19 protein-coding genes are annotated in these 26,552 nt (G+C 64.4%); 7 read left to right on the top strand and 12 right to left on the bottom strand.

Features of this window, described 5'->3' with window-relative positions; all coding sequences use genetic code 11:
* The gene (glnE, locus tag PRtIB026_RS01290; RefSeq protein WP_203649787.1) at nucleotides 1-2,934 is read right to left on the bottom strand and encodes a bifunctional [glutamate--ammonia ligase]-adenylyl-L-tyrosine phosphorylase/[glutamate--ammonia-ligase] adenylyltransferase; all 2,934 of its coding nucleotides are present in this window, start codon (nucleotides 2,932-2,934) and stop codon (nucleotides 1-3) included.
* A 383-nt stretch (nucleotides 2,935-3,317) separates the two neighbouring features.
* On the opposite strand from glnE, the gene aceE reads away from it, so the two are divergent.
* The 5 genes from aceE to PRtIB026_RS01315 all read left to right on the top strand — a co-directional run bounded on the left by aceE (nucleotide 3,318) and on the right by PRtIB026_RS01315 (nucleotide 12,084).
* Nucleotides 3,318-5,963, top strand: a complete 2,646-nt coding sequence (aceE, locus tag PRtIB026_RS01295; protein ID WP_203649784.1) for a pyruvate dehydrogenase (acetyl-transferring), homodimeric type — start codon at nucleotides 3,318-3,320, stop codon at nucleotides 5,961-5,963.
* A 13-nt stretch (nucleotides 5,964-5,976) separates the two neighbouring features.
* Complete coding sequence (gene aceF / locus PRtIB026_RS01300; RefSeq protein WP_203649782.1) at nucleotides 5,977-7,611, top strand: dihydrolipoyllysine-residue acetyltransferase; 1,635 nt, start codon at nucleotides 5,977-5,979, stop codon at nucleotides 7,609-7,611.
* Nucleotides 7,612-7,924: 313 nt separating this feature from the next.
* Entirely contained in the window at nucleotides 7,925-10,618 is a 2,694-nt protein-coding gene (locus PRtIB026_RS01305; protein ID WP_203649780.1) for a putative bifunctional diguanylate cyclase/phosphodiesterase, read from the top strand.
* A gap of 179 nt (nucleotides 10,619-10,797) precedes the next feature.
* The gene (gene msrA / locus PRtIB026_RS01310) at nucleotides 10,798-11,466 is read left to right on the top strand and encodes a peptide-methionine (S)-S-oxide reductase MsrA (protein WP_203649778.1); all 669 of its coding nucleotides are present in this window, start codon (nucleotides 10,798-10,800) and stop codon (nucleotides 11,464-11,466) included.
* A 3-nt stretch (nucleotides 11,467-11,469) separates the two neighbouring features.
* Entirely contained in the window at nucleotides 11,470-12,084 is a 615-nt protein-coding gene (locus PRtIB026_RS01315; RefSeq protein WP_203649775.1) for a glutathione S-transferase, read from the top strand.
* Between the two features lie 191 nt (nucleotides 12,085-12,275).
* On the opposite strand, the gene creD is transcribed toward PRtIB026_RS01315, so the two are convergent.
* The 4 genes from creD to PRtIB026_RS01335 all read right to left on the bottom strand — a co-directional run bounded on the left by creD (nucleotide 12,276) and on the right by PRtIB026_RS01335 (nucleotide 16,593).
* A complete protein-coding gene (creD, locus tag PRtIB026_RS01320) occupies nucleotides 12,276-13,604 on the bottom strand; it encodes a cell envelope integrity protein CreD (RefSeq protein ID WP_203649773.1) in 1,329 nt (442 codons plus the stop codon).
* A 196-nt stretch (nucleotides 13,605-13,800) separates the two neighbouring features.
* Entirely contained in the window at nucleotides 13,801-15,234 is a 1,434-nt protein-coding gene (gene creC / locus PRtIB026_RS01325) for a two-component system sensor histidine kinase CreC (RefSeq protein WP_203649771.1), read from the bottom strand.
* A complete protein-coding gene (creB, locus tag PRtIB026_RS01330; RefSeq protein ID WP_267813410.1) occupies nucleotides 15,234-15,914 on the bottom strand; it encodes a two-component system response regulator CreB in 681 nt (226 codons plus the stop codon). The genes creC and creB overlap by 1 nt, the downstream gene beginning before the upstream one ends.
* A 178-nt stretch (nucleotides 15,915-16,092) precedes the next feature.
* Nucleotides 16,093-16,593, bottom strand: coding sequence for an ATP-dependent zinc protease (locus tag PRtIB026_RS01335; RefSeq protein WP_203649768.1), 501 nt, complete (start codon nucleotides 16,591-16,593; stop codon nucleotides 16,093-16,095).
* Nucleotides 16,594-16,776: 183 nt separating this feature from the next.
* Here PRtIB026_RS01335 and PRtIB026_RS01340 point away from each other — a divergent pair, with 183 nt between their 5' ends.
* Complete coding sequence (locus PRtIB026_RS01340; RefSeq protein WP_186712626.1) at nucleotides 16,777-17,664, top strand: acyltransferase; 888 nt, start codon at nucleotides 16,777-16,779, stop codon at nucleotides 17,662-17,664.
* A 165-nt stretch (nucleotides 17,665-17,829) separates the two neighbouring features.
* Here the strand turns inward: PRtIB026_RS01340 and PRtIB026_RS01345 are convergent, their stop codons facing one another.
* Nucleotides 17,830-18,402: a DUF2780 domain-containing protein gene (locus PRtIB026_RS01345; protein WP_203649766.1), complete on the bottom strand. Its 573-nt coding sequence runs from the start codon at nucleotides 18,400-18,402 to the stop codon at nucleotides 17,830-17,832.
* A gap of 172 nt (nucleotides 18,403-18,574) precedes the next feature.
* Complete coding sequence (locus tag PRtIB026_RS01350) at nucleotides 18,575-18,853, bottom strand: hypothetical protein (protein WP_062572570.1); 279 nt, start codon at nucleotides 18,851-18,853, stop codon at nucleotides 18,575-18,577.
* A gap of 400 nt (nucleotides 18,854-19,253) precedes the next feature.
* On the opposite strand from PRtIB026_RS01350, the gene PRtIB026_RS01355 reads away from it, so the two are divergent.
* Nucleotides 19,254-20,024, top strand: coding sequence for an RHS repeat-associated core domain-containing protein (locus PRtIB026_RS01355; RefSeq protein WP_203649764.1), 771 nt, complete (start codon nucleotides 19,254-19,256; stop codon nucleotides 20,022-20,024).
* Between the two features lie 53 nt (nucleotides 20,025-20,077).
* On the opposite strand, the gene fdhA is transcribed toward PRtIB026_RS01355, so the two are convergent.
* The 5 genes from fdhA to PRtIB026_RS01380 all read right to left on the bottom strand — a co-directional run bounded on the left by fdhA (nucleotide 20,078) and on the right by PRtIB026_RS01380 (nucleotide 26,548).
* Nucleotides 20,078-21,277 carry a formaldehyde dehydrogenase, glutathione-independent gene (gene fdhA, locus PRtIB026_RS01360; protein WP_011536143.1) on the bottom strand — a complete coding sequence of 400 codons (1,200 nt, stop codon included), beginning with the start codon at nucleotides 21,275-21,277 and terminating at the stop codon, nucleotides 20,078-20,080.
* A gap of 276 nt (nucleotides 21,278-21,553) precedes the next feature.
* Nucleotides 21,554-22,411 carry a formyltetrahydrofolate deformylase gene (purU, locus tag PRtIB026_RS01365; protein WP_203649762.1) on the bottom strand — a complete coding sequence of 286 codons (858 nt, stop codon included), beginning with the start codon at nucleotides 22,409-22,411 and terminating at the stop codon, nucleotides 21,554-21,556.
* A gap of 12 nt (nucleotides 22,412-22,423) precedes the next feature.
* On the bottom strand, nucleotides 22,424-23,056 hold the full coding sequence (locus PRtIB026_RS01370; RefSeq protein WP_186731738.1) for a sarcosine oxidase subunit gamma: 633 nt from the start codon (nucleotides 23,054-23,056) through the stop codon (nucleotides 22,424-22,426).
* A 142-nt stretch (nucleotides 23,057-23,198) separates the two neighbouring features.
* Complete coding sequence (locus PRtIB026_RS01375; RefSeq protein WP_203649759.1) at nucleotides 23,199-26,216, bottom strand: sarcosine oxidase subunit alpha; 3,018 nt, start codon at nucleotides 26,214-26,216, stop codon at nucleotides 23,199-23,201.
* Entirely contained in the window at nucleotides 26,213-26,548 is a 336-nt protein-coding gene (locus PRtIB026_RS01380) for a sarcosine oxidase subunit delta (RefSeq protein WP_028688435.1), read from the bottom strand. The genes PRtIB026_RS01375 and PRtIB026_RS01380 overlap by 4 nt, the downstream gene beginning before the upstream one ends.
* Nucleotides 26,549-26,552 lie beyond the last annotated feature (4 nt).

Genomic DNA, 26,552 nt, shown 5'->3' on the forward strand with positions numbered 1-26,552 from the left:
TCAAGTCAGACCCAGTCCACCCCAGATCCGCCTTACCTCACGACGCTCATCGACAAACTGCGCCGCATCGATCACCCCGGCCTGCTTCTGCAGGGCCTGACGGTGCGACGCCGAACGGAACGCCTTGTACACCTCGCGCAGCAGCACGGCGTCGGCGGCGGACATCAGCCCGGCCTGTTCCAGCTCTTCGAGGATGCGGATGTTGTCGGTCCAGCGCAGTATGGCCGGATGGTCGTGGGACCAGGCCAAAGCGGCGTATTGCACCATAAATTCGATATCCACGATACCGCCGGCATCCTGCTTGATATCGAACGACTGGCCGGCCTCGAAGGCGTTGCCCGCAGTGCCGGCGGCAGTGGCCTTGGTGCCCAGGTTGTCGCGCATCTTGGCGCGCATTTCGCTTACTTCTACGCGCAGCTTGTCGAGGTCGCGAGGCTGGCCGAGGACCTGCGCCCGCACCGCCTCGAAGGCCGTGGCCACCTGCTTGCAACCCACCAATACGCGGGCCCGCACCAGGGCCTGGTGCTCCCAGGTCCAGGCCTCGTTCTGCTGGTAGCGCTCGAAGGCGCCCAGCGAGCTGACCAGCAGCCCCGAGGCGCCGGAGGGGCGCAGGCGCATGTCCACGTCGTAAAGCTGGCCGGAGTTGGTCTGGGTGGTCAGCAGGTGGATGATGCGCTGGCCCAGGCGGGTGTAGAACTGCGCGCTGTCGATGGGTTTGGCGCCGTCGGTTTCAGCGTTCGGATCGCCATCGTGGATGAACACCAGGTCCAGGTCCGAACCATGGCCCAACTCCAGGCCGCCGACCTTGCCGTAGCCGACAATGATGAAGCCCGGGTCGCACAGGCTGCCGTCGCTGCGCTTGGGCTGGCCGTGGCGCGCCACGGTCTGGCGCCAGGCCAGGGCCAGCACCTGGTCGAGAATCGCCTCGGCCAGCCAGGTCAGGTAGTCGCTGACCTTCATCAACGGCAGGTTGCCGCTGATCTCCGAGGCGGCCACGCGCAGGTTGTGGGCCAGCTTGAAGTGGCGCAGGGCCTCCATCTGCTGCTCCAGGTCGTCCTCGGGAATGCGCGTCAGGCGCTCGCGCAGCTCGGCGGCCAGCTCTGGCGCCAGCGGCGGGCTGAACAACCGGCCTTCGTTGAGCAATTCGTCGAGCAGCAGCGGGTAGCGGGCCATCTGCTCGGCGATCCACGGGCTGGCGGCGCACAGGGTCAGCAGGCGGCGCAGGGCGCCAGGGTTCTCGGTGAGCAGCACCAGGTAGGCCGAGCGCCGCGCCACGGCCTCGACCAATGGCAGCACCCGCTCCAGCACCAGGTCGGGGTTGTCGTGCTCGACCGCCTGGGCCAGCAGCCGCGGAATGAAGGCGTCCAGGCGCTCGCGACCGATACGCTGCATCGAGCGCAGGGTCGGGCTGGCCCGCAGCGCGGTCAGGCGGCGCAGGGCCTCGGCCGGCTGGCGGAAGCCGGCCTCCTCGAGCTGGCGGGAGGCCGCGTCTTCATCCTGGGCCTGCTCCCACAGCGGCGACCACTCGCCGCCGACCACCAGTTCGCCTTCGGTTTCGTCCTCATCCGGGTCGGCGATGACCTGGCGGAAATGCCAGTCGATGCGCCCACGCCAGTGCATCAATTGGCCGTGGAAGCTGTCCCAGTCGGCAAAGCCGAGCATGTAGGCGATACGCTCGCGGTCGGTCGGATCGTCCGGCAGCATCTGGGTCTGGCGGTCGGCGATGGCCTGGATCGCGTGCTCGGTGTAGCGCAGGAACTCATAGCCGTCGCGCAGCTCGGCGACCACGGCCGGCGGCAGGTAGCCCTGCCCTTCCAGGGTGGTCAGCACCTTGAGCAACGGCCGCTGCTGCAGGCTCAGGTCGCGCCCGCCGTGAATCAGCTGGAACGCCTGGGCGATGAATTCCACCTCGCGAATGCCGCCGGCACCGAGCTTGATGTTGTCGGCCATGCCCTTGCGCCGCACTTCCTGCTGGATCAGCTGCTTCATGGTGCGCAGCGCTTCGATGGCGGAGAAGTCCAGGTAGCGCCGGTAGACGAACGGCCGCAGCATCTCCTGCAACTGCGCGCCGGCCACCTGATCACCGGCGACCACCCGCGCCTTGATCATGGCATAGCGCTCCCAGTCGCGCCCCTGGTCCTGGTAGTACTGCTCCAGGGCATTGAAGCTGAGCACCAGCGCGCCGGCCGAGCCATAGGGGCGCAGGCGCATGTCGACGCGGAACACGAAGCCGTCGACGGTGACCGGGTCGAGCGCCTTGATCAGGCGCTGGCCCAGGCGGGTGAAGAACTCCTGGTTGTCCAGCGAGCGCTTGACCCCTTCGGTTTCGCCGCCCTCGGGGAAGGCGAAGATCAGGTCGATGTCGGATGACAGGTTCAGCTCCACCGCGCCCAGCTTGCCCATGCCCAGCACCACCAGGTGCTGGGGCTGGCCGCTGCGGTTGCCGATGGGCGTGCCGAACTGCTGGCAGTGGCGCGGGTACAGCCATTGATAAGCTTCGTCGATGCTGGCGTCGGCCAGGTCGGACAGGTCGCGGCAGGTTTCGGGCAACGCGGCCTGGCGGGTAATGTCGCGCCAGATGATGCGCAGTTGCTGGCGGTTGCGCTCGCGGCGCAGGTTGCGCGCCAGTTCGTCCTCGTTCTGGGCAGCCTGGGCCACGGCGTTGATCTGCGCGCGCAATTGGCCAGGCGCGAACGCCTGGTCCATCGCGCCGCTGGCCAGCAGTTCGAACAGCATCGTCGGATCACGCTGGGCCTGGGCCAGGACGAAGTCGCTGGCGGCGGCGACCTGGTCGAACTGACGGCGGTGCTCGGCGCTCAGGCTGTCCAGGGCCAGGCCAGGATGACTTGCCAGGGCATCGCGCAGGAATTGCTGGTTGCGAGCGACCAGCGGTTGGAGGGCGGCAGGCAGATCGAGCGGCAAAGGCAGGCGCATGGTCTATCCTTGATCGGCGTGAAAGAGAGCGGTTGCAGAGGTCAAACGGGGGTTGGACCACGGTTGGACTGTCGTACAAAAGTTGGAAATAGCTGAAATAATCAAAAATTTGGCAAAACCCATCAAGATTCACCTGCCATCGACACACCGCCAACCAACATGAACGTTTTTCCCCACAACCCGGGATGCGACCAAACGTCGCATTTGTGTAGTTTTACTACTACTCATGACCTGCCAAAGCATGAAATGAGAAAGCATTTGTAGTAAAACTACACCGCGCCGGATGACTGTCCGGTAATCCAAGAATTCACGACGTCTGCCCATAAGGCCAGTCGCAAACTCAGGCCATCGATTCTGGTGGCCTTTCCGCCCTGGAGCAAGCCATGCAAGACCTCGATCCAATCGAAACCCAGGAATGGCTGGATGCCCTGGAGTCGGTCCTCGACAAAGAAGGCGAAGACCGCGCTCATTACCTGATGACCCGTATGGGCGAGCTGGCCACCCGTAGTGGCTCCCAGCTGCCGTATGCCATCACCACGCCGTACCGCAACACCATCCCTGTCACCCACGAAGCACGCATGCCTGGCGACCTGTTCATGGAACGCCGCATCCGCTCGATGGTGCGTTGGAACGCCCTGGCCATGGTCATGCGCACCAACCTGAAAGACTCGGACCTGGGCGGACACATCTCCAGCTTCGCCTCCAGCGCCACCCTGTACGACATCGGCTTCAACTACTTCTTCCAGGCCCCGACCGACGAACACGGCGGCGACCTGATCTTCTTCCAGGGCCACGCTTCGCCAGGCGTCTACGCCCGCGCCTTCATGGAAGGCCGCATCAACGAAGAGCAGATGAACAACTTCCGTCAGGAAGTGGACGGCAAAGGCCTGTCTTCGTACCCGCACCCGTGGCTGATGCCTGACTTCTGGCAGTTCCCGACCGTATCGATGGGCCTGGGCCCGATCCAGGCGATCTACCAGGCACGCTTCATGAAGTACCTGGAAGCCCGTGGCTTCATCCCGGCCGGCAAGCAGAAGGTCTGGTGCTTCATGGGCGACGGCGAGTGCGACGAGCCGGAATCCCTGGGCGCGATCGCCCTGGCCGGCCGCGAGAAGCTGGACAACCTGATCTTCGTCATCAACTGCAACCTGCAGCGCCTCGACGGCCCGGTTCGCGGCAACGGCAAGATCATCCAGGAACTCGAAGGCGTGTTCCGAGGCGGTGGCTGGAACGTCAACAAAGTCGTCTGGGGCCGTTTCTGGGACCCACTGCTGGCCAAGGACACCAACGGTGCCCTGCAGCGCCGCATGGACGAGGTCATCGACGGCGAGTACCAGAACTACAAAGCCAAAGATGGCGCGTACGTTCGTGAAAACTTCTTCAACACCCCAGAGCTCAAGGCCATGGTCGAAGACCTGTCCGACGACGAGATCTGGAAGCTCAACCGTGGCGGCCACGACCCGTACAAGGTCTACGCGGCGTACCACCAGGCCGTGAACCACAAAGAGCAGCCGACCGTCATCCTTGCCAAGACCATCAAGGGTTACGGTACCGGTGCCGGCGAAGCCAAGAACACCGCGCACAACACCAAGAAGGTCGACGTCGACAGCCTGCGTCACTTCCGTGACCGCTTCGACATCCCGGTCAAGGATGCGGATCTGGAGAACCTGCCGTTCTTCAAGCCGGAAGAAGGTTCCGCCGAAGCCAAGTACCTGGCCGAACGCCGTGCCGCCCTGGGCGGTTTCGTGCCACAGCGCCGCGCCAAGAGCTTCAGCGTGCCAACCCCGCCACTGGAAACGCTGAAAGCGATCCTGGACGGCTCGGGCGACCGCGAAATCTCCACCACCATGGCCTTCGTGCGCATCCTGGCGCAGCTGGTCAAGGACAAGGACATCGGCCAGCGCATCGTCCCGATCATCCCGGACGAAGCCCGTACCTTCGGTATGGAAGGCATGTTCCGCCAGCTGGGCATCTACTCGTCGGTCGGCCAGCTCTACGAGCCAGTCGATAAAGACCAGGTGATGTTCTACCGCGAGGACAAGAAGGGCCAGATCCTCGAGGAAGGCATCAACGAAGCCGGCGCCATGTCGTCGTTCATCGCTGCCGGTACCTCGTACAGCTGCCACAACCAGCCGATGCTGCCGTTCTACATCTTCTACTCGATGTTCGGCTTCCAGCGCATTGGCGACCTGGCTTGGGCCGCCGGCGACAGCCGCACCCGTGGCTTCCTGATCGGCGGTACCGCCGGCCGTACCACCCTCAACGGTGAAGGCCTGCAGCACGAAGACGGTCACAGCCACATGATGGCGGGCACCATCCCGAACTGCCGCACCTACGATCCGACCTACGGCTACGAGCTGGCGGTGATCATCCAGGACGGCATGAAGAAGATGACCGAAGAGCAACAGGACATCTTCTACTACATCACCGTGATGAACGAATCCTACCAGCAGCCTGCCATGCCGGCCGGTGTCGAGGAAGGCATCATCAAGGGCATGTACCTGCTGGAAGAAGACACCCGCGAAGCCGCGCACCACGTACAGCTGATGGGCTCCGGCACCATCCTGCGCGAAGTCCGCGAGGCCGCGAAGATCCTGCGTGAAGAGTTCAACGTCGGCGCCGACGTGTGGAGCGTCACCAGCTTCAACGAACTGCGTCGCGACGGCCTGGCCGTGGAACGCGCCAACCGCCTCAAGCCTGGCCAGAAGCCTCAGAAGACCTACGTCGAAGAGTGCCTGGCCGGTCGCAAGGGCCCGGTCATCGCCTCCACCGACTACATGAAGCTGTTCGCCGAGCAGATTCGCCAGTGGGTGCCGAGCAAAGAGTTCAAGGTCCTGGGTACCGACGGTTACGGTCGCAGCGACAGCCGCAAGAAGCTGCGTCACTTCTTCGAAGTCGACCGCCACTTCGTGGTGCTGGCTGCCCTGGAAGCCCTGGCTGACCGTGGCGAGATCGAACCCAAGGTTGTGGCTGACGCCATCGTCAAGTTCGGCATCGATCCGGACAAGCGCAACCCACTGGACTGCTGAGGAGTATTTTTAAGTGAGCGAACTCATTCGCGTACCTGACATCGGCAGCGGTGAAGGTGAAATCATCGAGCTGTTCGTCAAGGTCGGTGACCGTATCGAGGCTGACCAGAGCCTGCTGACCCTGGAGTCCGACAAGGCCTCCATGGAGATCCCCGCGCCGAAGGCCGGTGTGGTCAAGGAACTGAAGGTCAAGCTGGGCGACCGCCTGAAAGAAGGCGACGAGCTGCTGGTCCTGGAAGTCGAGGGCGCCGCTGCGGCGCCTGAGGCTCCGGCCGCCGCCGCTCCGACACCAGCTGCTGCCGCTCCAGCGCCGGCCGCTGAAGCCGCACCTGCGCCTGCCGCAGCCCCGGCTGCCGCCAGCGTGCAGGACATCCACGTGCCGGACATCGGCTCGTCGGGCAAGGCCAAGATCATCGAAGTGCTGGTCAAGGTCGGCGACACCGTCGAAGCCGACCAGTCGCTGATCACCCTGGAGTCCGACAAGGCCTCCATGGAAATCCCGTCGCCTAGCGCCGGCGTGATCGAAGCCGTGCTGTGCAAGCTGGAAGACGAAGTCGGCACCGGCGATCTGATCTTCAAGATCAAGGCCGCAGGCGCCGCCCCAGCAGCAGCGCCGGCTCCGGCCGCTGCTGCTCCGGCTGCCGCTGCTGCCCCAGCCGCTGCACCTGCCGCCGCTCCAGCTGCTGCACCTGCTCCAGCGCCGGTCGCCACCGCGCCGGCCGCCGGCAGCAACGCCAAGGTCCATGCCGGCCCTGCCGTTCGCCAACTGGCCCGTGAATTCGGCGTCGACCTGGGCGCTGTTGCCGCCACCGGTCCGCACGGCCGTATTCTGAAGGAAGACGTGCAGGTCTACGTCAAGGCCATGATGCAGAAGGCCAAGGAAGCTCCAGCCGCCGGTGCTACCGGTGGTGCCGGCATCCCGCCGATCCCTGCCGTGGACTTCAGCAAGTTCGGTGAAGTGGAAGAAGTGGCCCTGACCCGCCTGATGCAGGTCGGTGCCGCCAACCTGCACCGCAGCTGGCTGAACGTGCCGCACGTGACCCAGTTCGACTCCGCCGACATCACCGAGCTGGAAGCCTTCCGCGTCGCGCAGAAGGCCGTGGCCGAGAAAGCTGGCGTCAAGCTGACCGTGCTGCCACTGCTGCTCAAGGCCTGCGCCTTCCTGCTCAAGGAACTGCCGGACTTCAACAGCTCGCTGGCGCCAAGCGGCAAGGCGATCATCCGCAAGAAGTACGTGCACATCGGCTTCGCCGTGGACACCCCGGACGGTCTGCTGGTCCCGGTGATCAAGAACGTCGACCAGAAGAGCCTGCTGCAACTGGCTGCCGAAGCTGCCGCGCTGGCCGAGAAAGCCCGCACCAAGAAGCTTTCGGCCGACGAGATGCAGGGCGCCTGCTTCACCATCTCCAGCCTCGGCCACATTGGCGGCACCGGCTTCACGCCGATCGTCAACGCGCCTGAGGTGGCGATCCTCGGTGTGTCCAAGGCGACCATGCAGCCGGTCTGGGACGGCAAGGCCTTCCAGCCGAAGCTGATGCTGCCACTGTCGCTGTCCTACGATCACCGTGTGATCAACGGCGCCGCCGCCGCGCGCTTCACCAAGCGCCTGGGCGACGTGCTGGGCGATATCCGCACCATGCTGCTGTAACGCAGCACGCTGCCCCTCCCTAGAGGGGCAGCCCCGTTTTCGAGCTGCCACGCTCGTACCTCAACCCCGCCAATTGGCGGGGCTTTTTTTTGCCTGGGATTGCTGGGAGGGCTTTGCCTCCTTTTCGCGGCGCAAGGCCGCTCCTACAGGGGGATGCGATCGTCTGCCGCCCGCCGGTCCTACAGATTCTGCAAGAACAGCCGACAACCTGTTCACAGCATCCCCCATGGCCGCTTGCCAGCCCACGGGACATGATGCAACCTTGCCCGATGCGCCGTGCTCCAGGCCGCGCCCCAGTTCAAGCGAGTCTTCGATGAAAAGCCAACCCGATGCCGCCAGCCGTGTGGCGGCCGAGGTCGTGACGCAGCTTCCCGTGCCCTCGCGGCTCGGCATGCTGCGTTTCGAGCGGCTGAACGAAGCCAGCTGGGCCATGCTCTACCTCGACCCGGCCTGCGACCGCCAGTTCGGCCTGCCCGCCGCCGAGCTCTGCGCCCTGATCGGCTCGCCCTACGCCAGCCTCATGGAGCCGGAAGCACGCTACAAGCTGCACGACGAGATCCAGCTGCAGCTGGCCCAGCGCGGCTACTACCGGGTGCGCTACACCCTGCACGCCTGCCCGGCGCCACTGCGCCTGCTGGAGGTCGGGGAAAGCTACAAGCAGCACAACCGTCAATTGCTGCGCGGCTACCTGACGGTGTTCGACGACCACCGCCAGGACACCCCGGACCTCGACGCCAACGACCTGGAGTCGCGCAACAACCGCCTGCAACTGGCCCTGCAACTGAACCAGCGCGCCCAGCAGGAGCAGCTCGAGCACCTGGACAGGGTGCGCGCCCAGCAGGACCTGATCCTGCGCCTGGCGCGCCAGCGCTACAGCATCGGCAACTCGCTGCTCGAAGCCGCCGAGCTGATCACCCGCAGCGCCTGCGAGATCTACAAGGTCGACTGCGCCAGCATCTGGTACCTGAACGACCAGCGCCTGGAGCCGATCAGCGCCTGGTACAGCCGCGACCAACAGCACCGCATGCCCGAGGCGATCGACGCCAGCCGCTTCCCGGACTACCTGGAAGCCCTGCACGCCAGCCGCGCCATCGACGCCCACAACGCCAGCCACGACCCGCGCACCCGCGAGATGGCCGAATCGCTGTACAGCACCGACGACAACGCCATGCTCGATGCCAGTATCCGCATCGACGGCCAGGTGGTCGGCGTGCTGTGCCTGGAGCAGACCGGCCAGCCACGGGCCTGGCAGTCGGACGAGATCGCCTTCGCCGGCGAGCTGGCCGACCAGTTCGCCCAGGTCATCAACAACCACAACCGGCGCACCGCCGCCAGCGCCCTGCACCTGTTCCAGCGCGCCGTGGAACAGAGCGCCAGCGCCTTCCTGCTGGTCAACCGCGACGGCGTGGTGGAATACGTCAACCCCAGCTTCACCGCGATCACCCAGTACAGCACCGAAGAGGTCCAGGGCCATCACCTGGCCGAACTGCCGGCGCTGGAAAACCTGAGCGAGCTGCTGTTCGACTCGCCGTCGAGCCTGGCCATGGGCAACAGCTGGCAGGGCGAGTTCAAGAGCCGGCGCAAGAACCTCGAGCCGTACTGGGGCCAGCTGTCGATCTCCAAGGTGTACGGCGACAACCGCGAGCTGACCCACTACATCGGCATCTACGAGGATGTCACCCAGACCAAGCTGGCCCAGCAGCGCATCGAGCGCCTGGCCTACACCGACAACCTGACCAACCTGGGCAACCGCCCGGCGTTCATCCGCAACCTCGACGAGCGCTTCGCCCGCGACAGCGCCAGCCCCATCTGCCTGCTGCTGGTGGACATCGACAACTTCAAGCGGATCAACGACAGCCTCGGCCACCAGACCGGCGACAAGCTGCTGATCAGCCTGGCCCGGCGCCTGCGCAACAGCCTGGCCAATGGCGGCAGCCTGGCGCGCTTCGCCAGCAACGAGTTCGCCGTGCTGCTCGACGACACCAACCTGGAAGATGGCCAAGGCGTCGCCCACCAGCTGCTGCGCACCCTCGACAAACCGATGTTCGTCGACAACCAGCTGATCAATGTCACCGCCTCCGTGGGCCTGGCCTGCGCGCCGCTGCACGGCAGCGACCCGGCCACGCTGATGAAGAACGCGGGCCTGGCCCTGCACAAGGCCAAGGCCAACGGCAAGCACCAGGTCCAGGTGTTCACCGAGGTACTCAACGCCGAGGCCAGCTACAAGCTGTTCGTCGAGAACAACCTGCGCCGCGCCCTGACCCAGAACGAACTGGAAGTGTTCTACCAGCCCAAGCTGTGCCTGCGCAGCGGCCGCCTGCTTGGCCTGGAGGCGCTGCTGCGCTGGAACCACCCCGAGCGCGGCATGATCCGCCCCGACCAGTTCATCAGCGTGGCCGAGGAAACCGGCCTGATCATCCCCATCGGCAAGTGGGTGGTGCGCCAGTCCTGCCGCATGAGCCAGCAACTGCGCGAGGCCGGCTTCGGCAACCTGCACGTGGCCATCAACCTGTCGCCCAAGCAGTTCTCCGACCCCGAGCTGGTCAGCTCGATCGGCAGCATCCTCAAGGAGGAAGCCCTGCCGCCGCACCTGCTGGAGCTGGAACTGACCGAAGGCCTGCTGCTGGAAGCCACCGAGGACACCCACCGTCAGCTCGACGAGCTCAAGGCCCTGGGCCTGACCCTGGCCATGGACGACTTTGGCACCGGCTACTCGTCGCTGAGCTACCTGAAGAAGTTCCCGATCGACATCATCAAGATCGACCGCAGCTTCATCAACGAGATCCCCGACAACCAGGACGACATGGAGATCACCTCGGCGGTGGTGGCCATGGCCCACAACCTCAAACTCAAGGTGGTCGCCGAAGGGATCGAGACCCCCGAGCAGCTGGCGTTCCTGCGCCGACACCGCTGCGACGTCGGCCAGGGCTACCTGTTCGACCGGCCGATTCCGGGGCGCGAGCTGAACGAGAAACTGCGCCGCTATCCTCGTGGTCCGGTGGACTGACAGCGGCGTAAAGCTCGGGCACTATAGACATCACTAGCCTGCCGGGGCTGCTTTGCAGCCCTTTCGCGGCACAAGGCCGCTCCTACAGGGATCATGCGTCCCCCTGTAGGAGCGGCCTTGTGCCGCGAAAGGGCCGCAAAGCGGCCCCAGGTTGTTGAATATCAAATAGAGGAACGGCCATGACCCTGCGTTCGGAAATCCTGGTGAACAAAAACGTCCTGCCCACCGCGGAACAGGCCCTGCCTGGCCGCGAAACCCCGATGACCCTGCCCGAGTTCCACTACGTGTTCGAAGGCACCCCGCTGCTCGGCCCGTTCTTCGAAGGCGACATCGATTTCGCCATCTTCGGCCTGGGCTGCTTCTGGGGCGCCGAGCGCCGGTTCTGGCAGCGCGAAGGCGTGGTCAGCACCGTGGTCGGCTACGCCGGCGGTTTCACCCCCAACCCCACCTACGAGGAAGTCTGCTCGGGCCTGACCGGCCACACCGAGGTGGTGCTGGTGGTGTTCGACAAGAACCGGGTCAGCTACCGCGAGCTGCTGACGATGTTCTGGGAGCTGCACAACCCGACCCAGGGCATGCGCCAGGGCAATGATGTCGGCACCCAGTACCGCTCGGCGATCTACTGCACCTCGCCGCAGCAACTGGATGAAGCCAACGCGAGCAAGGCCGCCTTCCAGGCCGAGCTGGGCAAGGCCGGCTTCGGCGAGATCACCACCGAGATCGCCCAGGCGCCGACCGTGTACTTCGCCGAGGCCTACCACCAGCAGTACCTGGCCAAGAACCCGGAAGGCTACTGCGGTATCGGCGGCACCGGCGTGTGCCTGCCACCCAGCCTGCAGGGCAACTGAGCCATGATCCTGTTCCATTCGCCGCTGTCGCCGTTCGTGCGCAAGGTGATGATCGTGCTGCACGAGACCGGCCAGCTGGACCGGGTCACCGTGCAGGGCGTGAACATCAGCCCGGTGAACAGCGACGCGCAGCTCAACCAGGGCAACCCGATCGGCAAGATCCCGGCCCTGCGCCTGGACGACGGCAGCGTGCTGCACGACAGCCGGGTGATCTGTGAGTACCTCGACAGCCAGCACGTCGGCCTGCCGCTGATCCCCCGCGAGGGCTCGGCACGCTGGCGGCGCCTGACCCTGGCCTCCCAGGCCGATGCGATCATGGACGCGGCGGTGGCTACCCGCTACGAAACCTTCCTGCGCCCGGCGGACAAGCAGTGGGACGGTTGGGTGCAGGCGCAGGGCGAGAAGATCCGCCGCAGCCTGGCCAATCTTGAACAGGAGCACCTGGCGGAGCTGGCCTCGGGGTTCGACCTGGCGGCGATTGGCGTGGCTTGTGCGTTGGGGTATCTGGACCTGCGCCAGCCTGAGTTCGATTGGCGTGGGCTGTATCCGGGGCTGGCGGCGTGGTATGCCGAGGTGAGCCAGCGGCCGTCGATGGTGGCTACAGCTCCGATAGCCTGAGACTACGCTGGCGAGGGCTGGCGCCCTCGTTTCGCGGCACAAGGCCGCTCCTACAGGAGTCCACTCAACCCTGTAGGAGCGGTCTTGTGCCGCGAAAGGGCTGCACAGCAGCCCCAGAACTTACCGCGGTATCACAGGAAACAACAATCCGATTCTCTGCGCCAACCAGCGCCCGATCTCTCTATCCTCCCTCATACCCCCCTCCCCACCCGCGACCAGTCCAGCCGCCGGGTCAGCACCATGAACACGCCCAGCAGGCCAAAGCACAGCAGCGAGCCCATCAGCAGCGCATAGTCCTCGGCGCTGAGCAGCCCATAGAGCATCGCGTACAACGCCGCCAGCCCCGCCGCAAAGCCAACCCCACGCCCCAGGCTGCGCAGCACATGAACCAGGTAGAAGCCGATCAGCAACACACAGCCCGACGCCGACAGCCCATAGGCCAGGCCAAACCCCAGGTGCTCGGACAGCGACAGCAACAGCAGGTAGAAGAACGCCAGGGCCACGCCCACCAGGATGTACTGCACCGGGTGCACGCTGAGGTTCTTGAGCACCTCGAACAGGAAGAATCCGGCAAAGGTCAGGGCGATAAACAGCAGGGCATACTTGATCGCCCGTTCGCTCTTGAGGTACTGGTCCACCGGGTCGACGAAGCTGACGCCAAATGAACGCTCGTTGAAATCGCCGCACTTGCCGACGGTCGCGCAAAGGCGCATGGACTCTTCCAGGTTGGTGGCGAAGAACGAGGTCTGCCAGTGGGCGCTGAAGCCCTTTTCATCGATGGCGCGGCGGCTCGGCAGGTAGCTGCCGACGAAGCTCGGGTGCGGCCAGTTGGCGCGCATGTCCACCGTGCTGCTGCGGCCGACCGGCAGCACCGCCAGCTGGCCGGTGCCCAGCAGGGCCAGGTCGAAGGCGTAGTCGAACTCGCGGGCCTTCTGGTCGCTCAACTGCGGCAGGGCCACATGCACGCCACCGGGCAGCCAGTCGACACCACTGCCGGCCTCGAACGGCAGGCGCTGGTCATCCAGGGTCAGCTCCAGGCTGTTCTCGATGCCGCGAATGTCGCTGATGCCGACCATCAGGAACGGCTTGTCGAAGCGGTAGTCGTCGTAGTCCTTCTCGATCCCCCAGCGCTCAGGCAGCTTGAAGCGACCGCTGACCTGACCCTTGGCATGGAACAGGCGCGCCTGGTAGATGCCGCGGGCGCGCAGCTCGGTATCGACGCCCACATCCATCGCGAAGGTTTCCGGCAGGAAGTAAAGATTGCCGTGCATCGTGGTGGTCTCCTGGACGCTCGTGCCGTCCTTGTCGATCCAGCGCCGCTCGTACTTGCGATAGGGCACCACCAGCACCGGGCCGCTGACCAGCTGGTCGAAGCTGGAGCTCGCGGCGATCTCGCCGAGCACGTTGTTGCGCAGTTGCTGACGTTCGTCGATCAGGCCGCCGATCATCAGCAGGGGAATCAGCAGCAGCAGGATCAGCACGGCGATCAGGCCGAGCTTGAAACCTAGGGACTTGTTCATGGGGTTGGGCTCCGTTTGCGATGGGGGCAGTGTCTGCCCGCCGCGTGGAGCCCTTGGGGAGGGAATGTGGAGATTGTGTGGAGATGGCTTGGACAGCAACACTGCGTGGGAGCGGGCTTGCCCCGCGATGAGGCCCGATCAGGCAGTGATGTTGCCTGGGCTGGCCACTTCGCGGGGCAAGCCCGCTCCCACAGGGTCAGCTATAACGTCGGGCCGGCAGCCAGAGTCGTACCCGCACCCCACCCTCGACGTTGTCTACCGCCAGCGCCCCGCCATGCAGCTGCATCACCTCGGCCACGAAGTTCAGCCCCAGCCCGGTGCTCTTGCGCCCGGTCCCAGGCCTTGGCAGCGAATAGAACCGCTCGCTGACCCGCCCCAGAGCGTACTCGGGGATTGCCTGCCCCTGATTGAACAGGCTCAGGGCCACCCGCTCGCCGTCACGCTCCAGTTCGAAGGCCAGCGCGCCTCGCTCGGGGGTGAAGTCCAGCGCGTTGTCCAGCAGGTTGGCCAACGCCTGGCGCATCAGGAACGGATCGCACAGCAGCCAGACGCCCGCCGGAATGCGCTGGCGCACCTGCAAGCCGGCGCTGTCGATCCGTGCGCCATGGGCTAGCAGCAGCTCGTCGATCAGCGCCGCCACCGCCACCTGCTGTTCATCTTCCAGTGCCTGCATCTGCTCGACCCGCGCCAGGTTGAGCAGTCGCTCGATCATCTGCTGCAGGCGCTCGCTCTCGCGCTCGATATTGCCGGCAAAGCGCGCCCGCTGCTCCTGCGGCATGTCGCCCTGCAGCAGCTCCGAGGCGCCGCGGATCGCCGCCAGCGGGCTCTTGAGCTCATGGGTGAGCGTGTGCACGTAGCGCTCGACATAGGCCTTGCCCTCCAGCTGGGTGCGCATGCGCTCCACCGCCGTGGCCAGTTGCAGCAATTCGCCGCCCTTGTAGTGCGGCAACGCGGCGCGCTCGCCCTCGCTGACCGCCTGGGCGTAATGGGTAAGCCTGCGCAGCGAGCGGGTCAGCCACCACGACAGCGCCGCGCCCACCAACAGCCCCAGCACGATCAGCCCCAGGCCGAGGAACAGCAGCCGCCGCTCGGAGCGGTCGATGTACGGCTGCAACGAGCTGTTGGGCTTGGCTACGGTAACCACGCCGATGATTCGGCCGCCGTCGAGGATCGGCGCCGCCACATGCATCACCGAAGTGCTTTCGTCGTCCGGGTCGCTGCGGGTCGAGCGGGCGCCGTACTGGCCACGCAGGGTCAGGTAGACATCGTTCCAACGCGAGTAGTCCTTGCCCAGGTCCTGGCCGCTGGAGTCGAGCAGGACGATGCCCTTGGCGTCGGTCACGTAGATACGGTGGCTGACCTGGTTCTTCGCCAGCCCCCAGATCTGCGCGCTCGGACGCCGCTCGCCATACGAAGCAAGCACCTGCGACAGGCGGCTCTGGGTCAGGGTGCCGTTCTTCACATCGTCGTGAAGGATCTCGGCCAGCAGGTTGGCGGTGTCCACCAGGGTTTCTTCCGAGGATTGCCGCACCACCGGACGGATCTGCTCGCGCACCGTGTTGAGCAGGAAGTAGCCCGCCAGGCCGACGAACAGGAAGTACACCAGGAAGATCCGGATCCCCAAGCGCATCAGGCGTGTTCCGGGCTGTAGCTGTAGCCCAGGCCGCGGTGGGTCTGGATCGCCTCGGCGTCGGGCGCGACCTGGCGCAGCTTGGCCCGCAGGCTCTTGATATGACTGTCGATGGTGCGTTCGTAGCCGACGTCCGAGGCCACGCCAAGGCCGTCGAGCAGCTGTTCGCGGCTGAATACCCGGCGAGGTTGCGCAAGCAGGCTCTGCAGCAGGCGGAACTCGTGGCGGGTCAGCGTCAGCGCCTGGCCCCGGTAGCTGATGCGCATGGCCAGGGTGTCGAGCTGGAACGGCGCGGTTTCGCTGGCCACCTCCACCCTGGGCGCCATGCGTTTGAGGATCGCCCGCACCCGCGCGGCCACCTCACGGGGGCTGAAGGGCTTGACCACATAGTCGTCGGCGCCGATCTCCAGGCCCAGCACCCGGTCGATCTCGGCGTCGCGGGCGCTGAGGAACATCACCGGCACCTCGCTGAAGCGGCGCAGCTGGCGGCAGGTCTCGAAGCCGCTGATGTCGGGCAGGCCGATATCGAGGATCACCAGGTCGGCCGGGCGCAGGCGCTGCTGCTCGACGGCGGCGCTGCCGAGGGTCACCCACTCGGTGCTGTAGCCGTCGGCCTGCAGGGCGTAGACCAGGGTGTCGGCGATGGCGGATTCGTCTTCGACGATGAGGATGTGAGGCATGGCGTCCGGCCTTGCTGGGGCAAAGGCTGGACTTTGAGGCAAACCGCGATGGTCACGCAATCCTTGTTGCCTTTACGGGCCCTTTCGCGGCACAAGGCCGCTCCTACAGGGAAACGCGAATACCTGTAGGAGCGGCCTTGCGCCGCGAAAGGGGCGCAAAGCGCCCCCAAATGCGAAATCAGCAGTCCGGTTTGCCCGCCGTGAACTTCTTGGCCGGGTTCACCGCCGCCTTGAACTCGCGCAGGGCCTTGGCGCCCACCAGCAGCGGGTAGTTGAAACTGCTGCGGTCGACCAGGTTGACCTCCACGGTGCGCTTCACGTCGCCCAGGCACAGCTCCAGGTCGACCACCGGGCGGCGCGACAGCTCGGGGGCATCGCCTTCTTCTTCCTCGTCGGCGCGGTTCTTGATCTTGCTGATGCGCGCCAGCTTGTGTTCGTAGACCTTGCCATTGGCATTCTTGGTGGCCAGGCGGAAACGCACCCAGTCCTCACCGTCGCGGGTGAACAGCTCGATATCCTTGGCCGACAGCGACGCGGTGTAGGCGCCGGTGTCCATCTTGGCCTTGAGGGTTTCACCGATCTCCGGCAGGGCGATGTTCTCGTAGCGACCGTACAGGGTGGGCTCGGCGGCCATCACCGGCAGCGCCAGAAGGGACAGCAGGGCAAGCAGGGGTTTCACGGGGCAGGCTTCCTTGAGAGGGGTCAGTGCTTAGACTGCGCAGGCAGGATAGGTTCGTTGCAACAGGGTAAACAACACAATGTGAAACATTTGTCCCAGTGAATGGACGTACGACGTTTGGCGTAGGCCACTGCCCTGCTTATCATTAGCCACCGTTTACCTCACACCAACAAGAGTCTCCTTATGCGTCGCCTGCTGACCGGCACCCTCACCCTTACCCTGCTGCTGCTCAACACCCTGGTGATGATCGGCCCGTTGCTGGTCTTCGCCCTGCTCAAGCTGGTACTCCCAGGCCGTGGCCGCGACTACGCGTCGGCCGCGGTGATGTGGATCGCCGAGACCTGGTCGGAAGTCGACAAGGCCATCTTCGCCCTGTGCATCCCCACCCAGTGGGACATCCGCGGCGTCGACACCCTGCGCCAGGACACCTCGTACCTGTGCGTGAGCAACCACCAGACCTGGGTCGATATCCCGGCGCTGATCGAAAGCCTCAACCGCCGCGTGCCGTTCTTCAAGTTCTTCCTCAAGAAGGAGCTGATCTGGGTGCCGCTGCTGGGCCTGGCCTGGTGGGGCCTGGATTACCCGTTCATGAAGCGCTACAGCAAGGCCTTCCTCGACAAGCATCCCGAACTCAAGGGCAAGGACCTGGAGATCACCAAGGCCGCCTGCGAGCTGTTCAAGCGCCAGCCGGTGACCGTGGTCAACTACCTCGAAGGCACCCGCTTCACCGAGGCCAAGCGCCAACAGCAGCAGTCGCCCTACCGCCACCTGCTCAAGCCCAAGGCCGGCGGCGTGGCCTTCGTCCTGGCGGCGCTGGGCGAGCAGCTGGATGCGCTGCTCGACGTGACCATCGTCTACCCGGGCGACAAGGCGCCGGGTTTCTGGGACCTGCTCAACGGCAGCATCAGCCGGGTGATCATCGACATCCGCGTGCGCGAGCTGGATCCGGCGCTGAGCGAAGGCGACTACGAGAACGACCCGGCCTTCCGCCAGACCGTGCAGGCCTGGGTGAACCAGCTGTGGCTGGAGAAGGACCAGCGGATCGAGCAACTGCGCGCCGAGATGCGCTGAAGCCCGCGCCTACAGCATTTCGCAGTCCCTTGTAGGAGCGGCCTTGTGCCGCGAAAGGGCCGCACAGCGGCCCCTGCACTCTTGGCCTAAAACGCTGGGAACCTGGGGCCGCTACGCAGCCCTTTCGCGGCACAAGGCCGCTCCTACCCTGCCCGCGTCTGGCGCTCAGACCGATGGCTGGCTCAACGGCGCAGGGCTATTCCACAGGCTCCCCAGGTTCTGCAGCAACGACCCGGCAATCCCCTGCTGCCCCAGGTACTGCAGGATCAACGGCGCGAACTGCCCGATCATCCCGGTATCCATGCCCAGCGCCTTGAAGGCGGTGTCCAGGTCGTTGCGGTTCTGCACCTCACCGCCCAACGCATTGCCCAACGCCGAGCTGTTCTTGTCATTGCCGAGCAACTGCCCCAGCCCGCTCAACCCACCCAGCGCATTGGTGCCCGACAGCAGGTCCAACCCCGGCACGGCCTTGGTCAGTTGCCCATAGTCATCGCCGCTGAGGTTGTTGCGCGCCAGCCCCAGCATCGCCCCGGCGCCGCCGATGGCCTGCTCGGGGGTGATCTTCAATTCGCTGCCCAAGGTATTGAGCAGGTTGGCCTGGCCGGCCGGCGCCTGCACCTGGCCCTGTTGATTCTGGTTCTGCATGGCCGAGACGGCATTGGCCGCGTCGCTGAGGTTGAAGGCGAACACCGGGCTTGCGGCCAGGGTCATCAGGGTTGCCAGGGTGAATGCTTTCATCGGGGGACCTCGTCGGCCGGAATGGCCGGGAAACGAGGGGTTGGACTGGAGTGCAGGGGGTTTGTTCCGGGCCGGCCATCGGTGTTCATTACAAGGGCCATATCGCGGGGCAAGCCCGCTCCCACGCGGCGCTGGGTCATTCGTGGGAGCGGGCTTGCCCCGCGATGGACATTTACTGGCCAGCTCTGTTTTCCACCGCACTGGCCAGCGCATCCGCCTGCCCCCAGGCGATCTGCATGGCTCTTAGCCCAAGCTTGAGCAATTGCCGCGTCTCCTCGTCCTCGATGCGGTCCAGCGCCCGGTGGCTGTCGCTGAAGGCGAACATCAGGTAGTGGGAGACGTTGGCCAGCACGTATTCCATGGGCACGACACCGTCGTGGATGGCGCGGGCGAGGGATTTGTCGGGGGGTAAGGCGAATTGGTGGGGTGGGTCGGGGACGATCTTTTTCATCGAGGCACCATGCTGTGTTGGGTGCCACCCATCCGTTTCCACACATCAGGGTGACAGCTGTACACGGGGTGGAAAGACCGGTGCATGGTGAACCCGGCAGGCCTAGAGGCCTCCCGCGTACAGCCGTCATGACGACAACAACCATGCTAACCGCCGGGTTTCCACACCCGATCGCTGAACCGACAGCGACCGGGAAAGCCTAGTGGGCAGGATTTCCCTGGACAATCAGACGTGTATCGACAGATTGCGCAGGATATTTCCTGCGCCCTCAAACAGTCAGTGGGACACAGCCTTATTTTAAGTAGGACCTTTCCTCAGGCCTAGCATTTTTGCCAGTAGCCAGATGTGCTCCTTTACTGCAATTTAAAGATTGGAGAACCCAAACCATTCGGAGAATGCCATGCCAAATAAACACCACTTTTCCTCGACAATATCTTTACTTACAACAGACATTCAAGGTTCTGTATTGCGTAAACATTCAATCCAGGAGGTACATGAGTTATCGTACACGGCTTACGGATTTGATCCCCCTGGAAACGCACATGGACCTCACCTGAGGTTCAGTGCGGAATCTCCTACCATCTCAGGAACCTATCTACTCGGAAAGGGCTATCGAGCCTACAGTCCAATGTTGATGCGTTTCCACTCACCCGACAACTTAAGTCCTTTTGAGGACGGCAACATTAACGCATATGCTTACTGCTCAAATGACCCAGTAAATTACACCGATCCAAGCGGGCATATGAAGAAGCTCAATTCAATACAGGATCAATTGCGCCCTATTGTAAAAGACCAAATTTTTCACCAAGAGAACAAAACAAATAAAATAAACGAGTTAAGCAAACTAAAGAAAAATCAGCCAAAAATGGAAGCCAGACTACAAACCATTGCCACGGAATTGGAAACCGACAGAAATGTCTACGGCAAGGAAAAAATGCACCACAAAAATCGCGAGAAACTAGAAACCGAAAAATCCTCGCTACTTTCCAACCTTGTAAGAATTGACAAGCTACCCTTTGAGATAAATCTTCACGAGGCAGAGCTTGTAAAACTCGACAAAAAAAATGACGCAATTGAAGGCCAGATTGGAAAAGCTAAATTTAATGAGCAGTTCGAAATAGCTTTTCAAGCCGTCACAAAGAACAACAGCACGCGCCAGAATAACAATTAAATTATTCAAAGCAACAAAGCCCCCGAAGGGGGGGGCTTTGCTCTCTCAATGACTCACGCCGCACTAAATGTTTTATGCGGATCAATCACAAACTTCTTCGGCACCCCCGCATCAAACTCGCCATACCCCTCCGGCGCCTGATCCAGGCTGATCACCTGCACCCCCACCACCTCTGCGATATTGATGCGATCCCACATGATCGCCTGCATCAACTGGCGGTTGTACTTCATGGTCGGGGTCTGCCCGGTGTGGAAGCTGTGCGACTTGGCCCAACCCAGGCCGAAGCGGATGCTCAGGGCACCGATCTTGGCGGCGGCATCCACCGCGCCCGGATCTTCGGTCACGTACAGGCCCGGAATACCGATCTTGCCGGCCACGCGGGTCACCTGCATCAGTGAGTTGAGCACGGTAGCCGGGGCTTCGTGCTTGGCGCCTTCGTGGCCATGACCACGGGCCTCGAAGCCGACAGCGTCAACGGCGCAGTCCACTTCCGGCTCACCGAGGATATCTATGATCTGCTCGTGCAGCGGGGTGTCCTTGGACAGGTCGACCACTTCGAAACCTTGCGACTTGGCGTGAGCCAGCCGGGCCGGGTTGAGGTCGCCGACGATCACGCAGGCGGCGCCCAGCAGGCGGGCGGACGCGGCGGCAGCCAGGCCGACCGGGCCGGCGCCCGCGACGTAGACGGTGCTGCCCGGGCCAACGCCGGCGGTGACAGCGCCGTGGTAACCGGTGGGGAGGATATCGGACAGGCAGGTCAGGTCGCGGATCTTCTCCATGGCCTTGTCGCGGTCCGGCAGTTTCAGCAGGTTGAAGTCGGCGTAGGGCACCAGCACATACTCGGCCTGGCCGCCGGTCCAGTCGCCCATGTCGACGTATCCGTATGCGCCACCGGCGCGGGCCGGATTGACGGTGAGGCAGACGCCGGTGTGCATCTCTTTGCACGAGCGGCAGCGGCCGCAGGCGACGTTGAAGGGTACCGACACCAGATCACCGATTTTCAGGCGCTCGACGTCTCGGCCCATTTCGACGATTTCACCGGTGATTTCGTGGCCCAGGACCAGGCCGACCTGGGCGGTGGTGCGGCCGCGGACCATGTGCTGGTCGGAGCCGCAGATGTTGGTGGAGACCACCTTGAGGATGACGCCGTGCTCGATCTTCTTGCCGCGCGGGTCCTGCATCTTGGGGTAGTCGATCTTCTGCACCTCGACCTTGCCCGCGCCGAGATACACCACTCCACGGTTACCAGACATGCTTCTTACCTCGCTTGATTTGTATTTATGCAGCGGTGGTGGAAAGCGCCGCCTTTCCGTGGGCGGCCTGTGTTACTGGATGAAGGGGATTGTGGGCTGGATGGGAGGTGGGGCGGTGACTGGATGCGACAGGGGGATGTCTTTTTGCGGCAGGACAAAAGCTGGGGCCGCTGCGCGCCCCTTTCGCGGCACAAGGCCGCTCCTACAGAGGGAATGCGATCCCTGTAGGAGCGGCCTTGTGCCGCGAAAGGGCTGCGCAGCAGCCCCGGCACTCGATCAGAGAACGACAGTGCGATTGGCGTTTAGGAACACCCGCCGCTCGATGTGATACCCCACCGCCCGCGCCAGGGTCAGGCACTCGATATCGCGCCCCTTGGCGATCAGGTCCTCGGGATAGTGGGCATGGTCCACCACCTCGACGCCCTGGGCGATGATCGGCCCTTCGTCCAGGTCGTTGTTGATGTAGTGGGCCGTGGCGCCAACCATCTTCACGCCCTTGTTGTAGGCCTGGTGATACGGCTTGGCGCCTTTGAACCCCGGCAGCAGCGAGTGATGGATGTTGATCGCCCAGCCATCCAGCCGCCGGCACAGCTCCGGCGACAGCACCTGCATGTAACGGGCAAGAATGACCAGCTCGGCACCGCTCTCCTCGATCACCTGCAATACCTTGCGCTCCTGCGCCGGCTTGTCGTTCGGGTCGAGGGCGAAATGGTAGTAGGGAATCTTGTGCCAGTGCGCCAGCGGCTCCAGGTCAGGATGGTTGGACACCACCGCGACCACGTCCATGGCCAGCTGGCCGATACGCTGGCGGTACAGCAGGTCGTTAAGACAATGGTCGGCCTTGGACACCATGATCACCACCTTGGGGCGGTGATTCGGCGCGGTCAGCTCGAAGGCCATGCCGAACGCCTCGCTGCGCTCGGCCAGCCCCGCACGGAAGGCATCCTCGTCGAAACCGTCCGGGGCGCGGAACTCAACACGAATGAAGAACCGCCCCGACAGCCGGTCATCGAAGGAATGGTGCTCGGTAACGTAGCAGCGCTGCTCGTGGAGATGACGCGTCACCACATCGACCGTGCCGAGCATGCTCGGGCAGTCGGCAGTGAGAATCCAGGTGTCCGGTGCCCGACTCATGGGTAATGCTCCTTACGCTTCGATGGCCAGGCCGTACTCGGCCGACGCGTCCTGCAGCCACAGCCACCAGTAGTCTGAGAAGCTGCGGCGGATCACCAGCTCCCAGGTGTCCTCGGCAGTGCGACGGATCACCAGCTGCGACTTGGCGAACACGGTACCGACAGCCTTGCCGACCGGGAAGTTGTTCGGGTGTACATCATAGCTGGTGGATTTCATCAGCACGTCGCGCACGTTGGGGCCGCGCAGCTCGAGCAGGGTCTGCCCGCCGCTGACGTTAACCACCTGGATATGCTGGCCGTCGAGGGCGTCGCGCAGTTTCTGCTCGACGGCGAACTCCTGGCCGCCGGGGACGATCAGCAGCCACTCGTCCGGGCCCACCCATTGCAGCGACATCTCGTTGTTGGCGACCACGGTCAGGGCCACCGGCAGCTCCAGGCCCAGGGCCTTGTGCACGCCGCCAGCGAAGGCCTGGTCATGGCCGTTGCCACGGATAGTCAGGTGGCCGAGGAGTTTCTTTTCGCGCAGGGTCACGCCTGCGTTCTTGCGGCCCTTGCCGACCAGGCTGGCCAGGTCGGCGTGGTGCAGCGGCGACTGGGCCTTGGCATCGGAGCCCGGGTTTTGCTGGAAGACGTTGATAGCGCTCATTTCTTACCTGCCTTGAATTCTGTGGGTCAGAGCGACACCGAACCTGTGGGAGCGGGTTTACCCGCGAATGCGGCGGTACAGCCAACATCGCATTCGCGGGTGAACCCGCTCCCACAGGGCCCGGCGTTACCAGCCGCAAGCCTTAGACGTTCTGCCGCTCGCCCTTCGGATCGAAGAACACCGAAGACACGATCTCGGCCTCGATCACGCTGCCGTCGGCCTGGGGCGAATACACCCGCTCACCCAGGCGCTTGAGACCGCCCTTGACCACGCCCATGGCGAACGAATAGCCCAGGGAGTTGGCCGCGTAGCTGGAGGTGACGTGGCCGACCATGTCCATCGGGATCGGCTGCTTGGGATCGAACACCAGCTGGGCGCCTTCCGGCAGCCACACGTTCGGGTCCACAGGCTTGAGGCCCACCAGCTGCTTGCGGTTCTCGCGCACGGTGTCCTCGCGGTTCATGCCGCGCAGGCCGATCCACGAGTACGGTTTGTTGCGACCGACGCACCAGCTCATGTTGAGGTCGTCCGGGGTCATCGAGCCGTCAGTGTCCTGGCCGACGATGATGAAGCCCTTCTCGGCGCGCAGTACGTGCATGGTCTCGGTGCCGTACGGGGTCAGGTTGTATTTCTTGCCCGCCTCGACGATCTGTTCCAGCACGCCCATGGCGTAGTTGGCCTGGACGTTGATCTCGTACGACAGCTCGCCGGTGAACGAGATGCGGAACACCCGCGCCGGCACGCCGCCGACCAGGCCTTCCTTCCAGCTCATGAACGGGAAGCCTTCCTTGTCCAGGTCGATGTCGCTGACCTCGGCCAGCAGCTTGCGGCTGTTGGGGCCGGACAGGGTCATGGTCGCCCAGTGGTCGGTGACCGAGGTGAAGTACACCTTCATGTCCGGCCATTCGGTCTGGTGGTACAGCTCCAGCCACTGCAGCACGCGGGCGGCGCCACCGGTGGTGGTGGTCATGATGAAGTGGTTGTCGCCAACGCAGGCGGTCACGCCGTCGTCGAAGACCATGCCGTCTTCCTTGCACATCAGGCCGTAGCGGGCCTTGCCCACGTCGAGCTTGGTCCAGGCGTTGGTGTAGATGCGGTTGAGGAACTCGCGGGCGTCCGGGCCCTGGATATCGATCTTGCCCAGGGTCGAGGCATCCAGCAGGCCGACGCTGTCACGCACGGCCTTGCATTCGCGGGCCACGGCGGTGTGGATATCTTCGCCGGGCTTGGGGAAGTACCACGGGCGCTTCCACTGGCCGACGTCCTCGAACTCGGCGCCGTTCTTGATGTGCCAGGCATGCAGGGCGGTGAAGCGCACCGGCTCGAACAGGTGGCCACAGTGCCGGCCCGCCACCGCGCCAAAGGTCACCGGCGTGTAGTTGGGGCGGAACATGGTGGTGCCCATTTCCGGGATGCCGATGCCGAGCGAACGGGCGGCGATGGCCAGGCCGTTGATGTTGCCCAGCTTGCCCTGGTCGGTGCCGAAGCCCAGGGCGGTGTAGCGCTTGACGTGCTCGACCGACTCGAAGCCTTCGCGGGTGGCCAGCTCGATAGCGGCGGCGGTGACGTCGTTCTGCTGGTCGACAAACTGCTTCGGCGCACGGGCGGTGCCTTTGTCGTGGGGCACCTGGAACAGCGCCACGGTGGCCTCTTCCTTGCGCGCCAGGGTTTTCGGCAGGGTGCCGACGCTGGCCTTGAAGCCGGCCTCGGTGGCGGCGCGCACGCCGCCCTCGAAGCCGTCGGCGATCACATCGCCCAAGGCGTAGACACCGTTCACACCACCGACGCACACGCGCTTCTGCGGGGCATCGCCCGGCACGAAGCCGAGGATGTCTTCACGCCACACCGGGCGACCGCCCAGGTGCGAGGCCAGGTGCACCACCGGGCTGTAACCGCCGGAGGTGGCGATCAGATCACAGTCGAGAGTTTCCCCAGGGCTGGTGACCTTGTGCGCCTGCACATCGATAGCGGCCACGCGGGCACCGGTGACGTGCTTGCTGCCCTTGGCCTCGATCACGGCGCTGGAGGTAAGGATGCGGATGCCCTTGGCGCGGGCTTCTTCGACCAGCGAACCGCGTGGATTGTGGCGGGCGTCAGCGATGGCGACCACTTGCAGGCCGGCGTCGTGCCAGTCCAGCGCGGCGCGGTAGGCGTGGTCGTTGTTGGTCGACAGCACCAGCTTGCGGCCCGGGGCCACGCCATAGCGGCGCACGTAGGTCGATACGGCGCCTGCGAGCATGTTGCCCGGCAGGTCGTTGTTGCCGTACACCAGCGGACGCTCGTGGGCGCCAGCGGCCAGCACCACGCGGTTGGCACGCACACGGTGCACGCGCTGGCGCACCTGGCCGATCGGCGCACGGTCGCCGAGGTGGTCGGTGAGGCGCTCGTGGATGGTAAGGAAGTTGTGGTCGTGGTAGCCGTTGACCGTGCTGCGCGGCAGCAGGGTGACTTCCGGCAGGCTTTCCAGCTCGGCCACCACGGCATTGACCCAATCGGCGGCCGGTTTGCCATCGAGGGTTTCGCGACTGTCGAGCAAGGTGCCGCCGAACTCTTCCTGCTCGTCGGCCAGGATCACCCGGGCACCGCTACGGGCAGCAGCCAGCGCGGCGGCCAGACCGGCAGGGCCGGCGCCGACGATCAGCACGTCGCAGTGCTGGTTCATGTAGTCGTAGCTGTCCGGGTCGTTCTGCAGCGGCGCACGGCCCAGGCCCGCCGCCTTGCGGATGTACTTCTCGTAGGTCATCCAGAACGACTTGGGGTACATGAAGGTCTTGTAGTAGAACCCAGGCGGCATCATGTTGCCGCCGACCTTGCCGATGATGCCCATCATGTCGTTGTTGACGTTCGGCCAGCCGTTGGTGCTGGTGGCCACCAGGCCAGCATACAAGGCCTGCTGGGTGGCGCGCACGTTGGGGATCTGGGTGGCTTCGCTGGAGCCGATCTGCAGGATCGCATTCGGCTCTTCGGTGCCGGCGGCGATGATCCCGCGGGGGCGCGAGTACTTGAAGCTGCGCCCGACGATGTCGACACCGTTGGCCAGCAGCGCGGCGGCCAGGGTGTCGCCGGCATAGCCCTGGTAGGTCTTGCCGTTGAAGCTGAAGTTCAGCACCTTGCTGCGGTCGATACGGCCGCCGCTGGCGAGGCGATAGGTCTGGCTCATACTTTTTCCCCTTGGCCCTTGGCGGTCGCTGGCGCGGTGCTCTGTTTCGAGGCGGCGGTGACCTGAGGCTTCTCGCCGATCTTGTAAGTTTCCAGGATCTCGTAGGTCACGGTGTCGCGGGTGACGTTGAAGTACTGGCGGCAACCGGCGACGTGGTCCCACAGTTCGTGGTGGATGCCGCGCGGGTTGTCACGGAAGAACATGTAGGTGCCCCACTCCTCGTCGGAGCAGGCGTTCGGGTCCAGCGGGCGGGCGATGTGCGCCTGGCCCGACGCGTGGAATTCTTCCTCGGAGCGCAGCTCGCCGCAGTGGGGACAGAAGATTTGCAACATGACG

It is taken from the genome of Pseudomonas sp. RtIB026 (genome assembly GCF_016861355.2).
In the GTDB taxonomy this organism is placed as follows: Bacteria; Pseudomonadota; Gammaproteobacteria; order Pseudomonadales; family Pseudomonadaceae; genus Aquipseudomonas; species Aquipseudomonas peradeniyensis.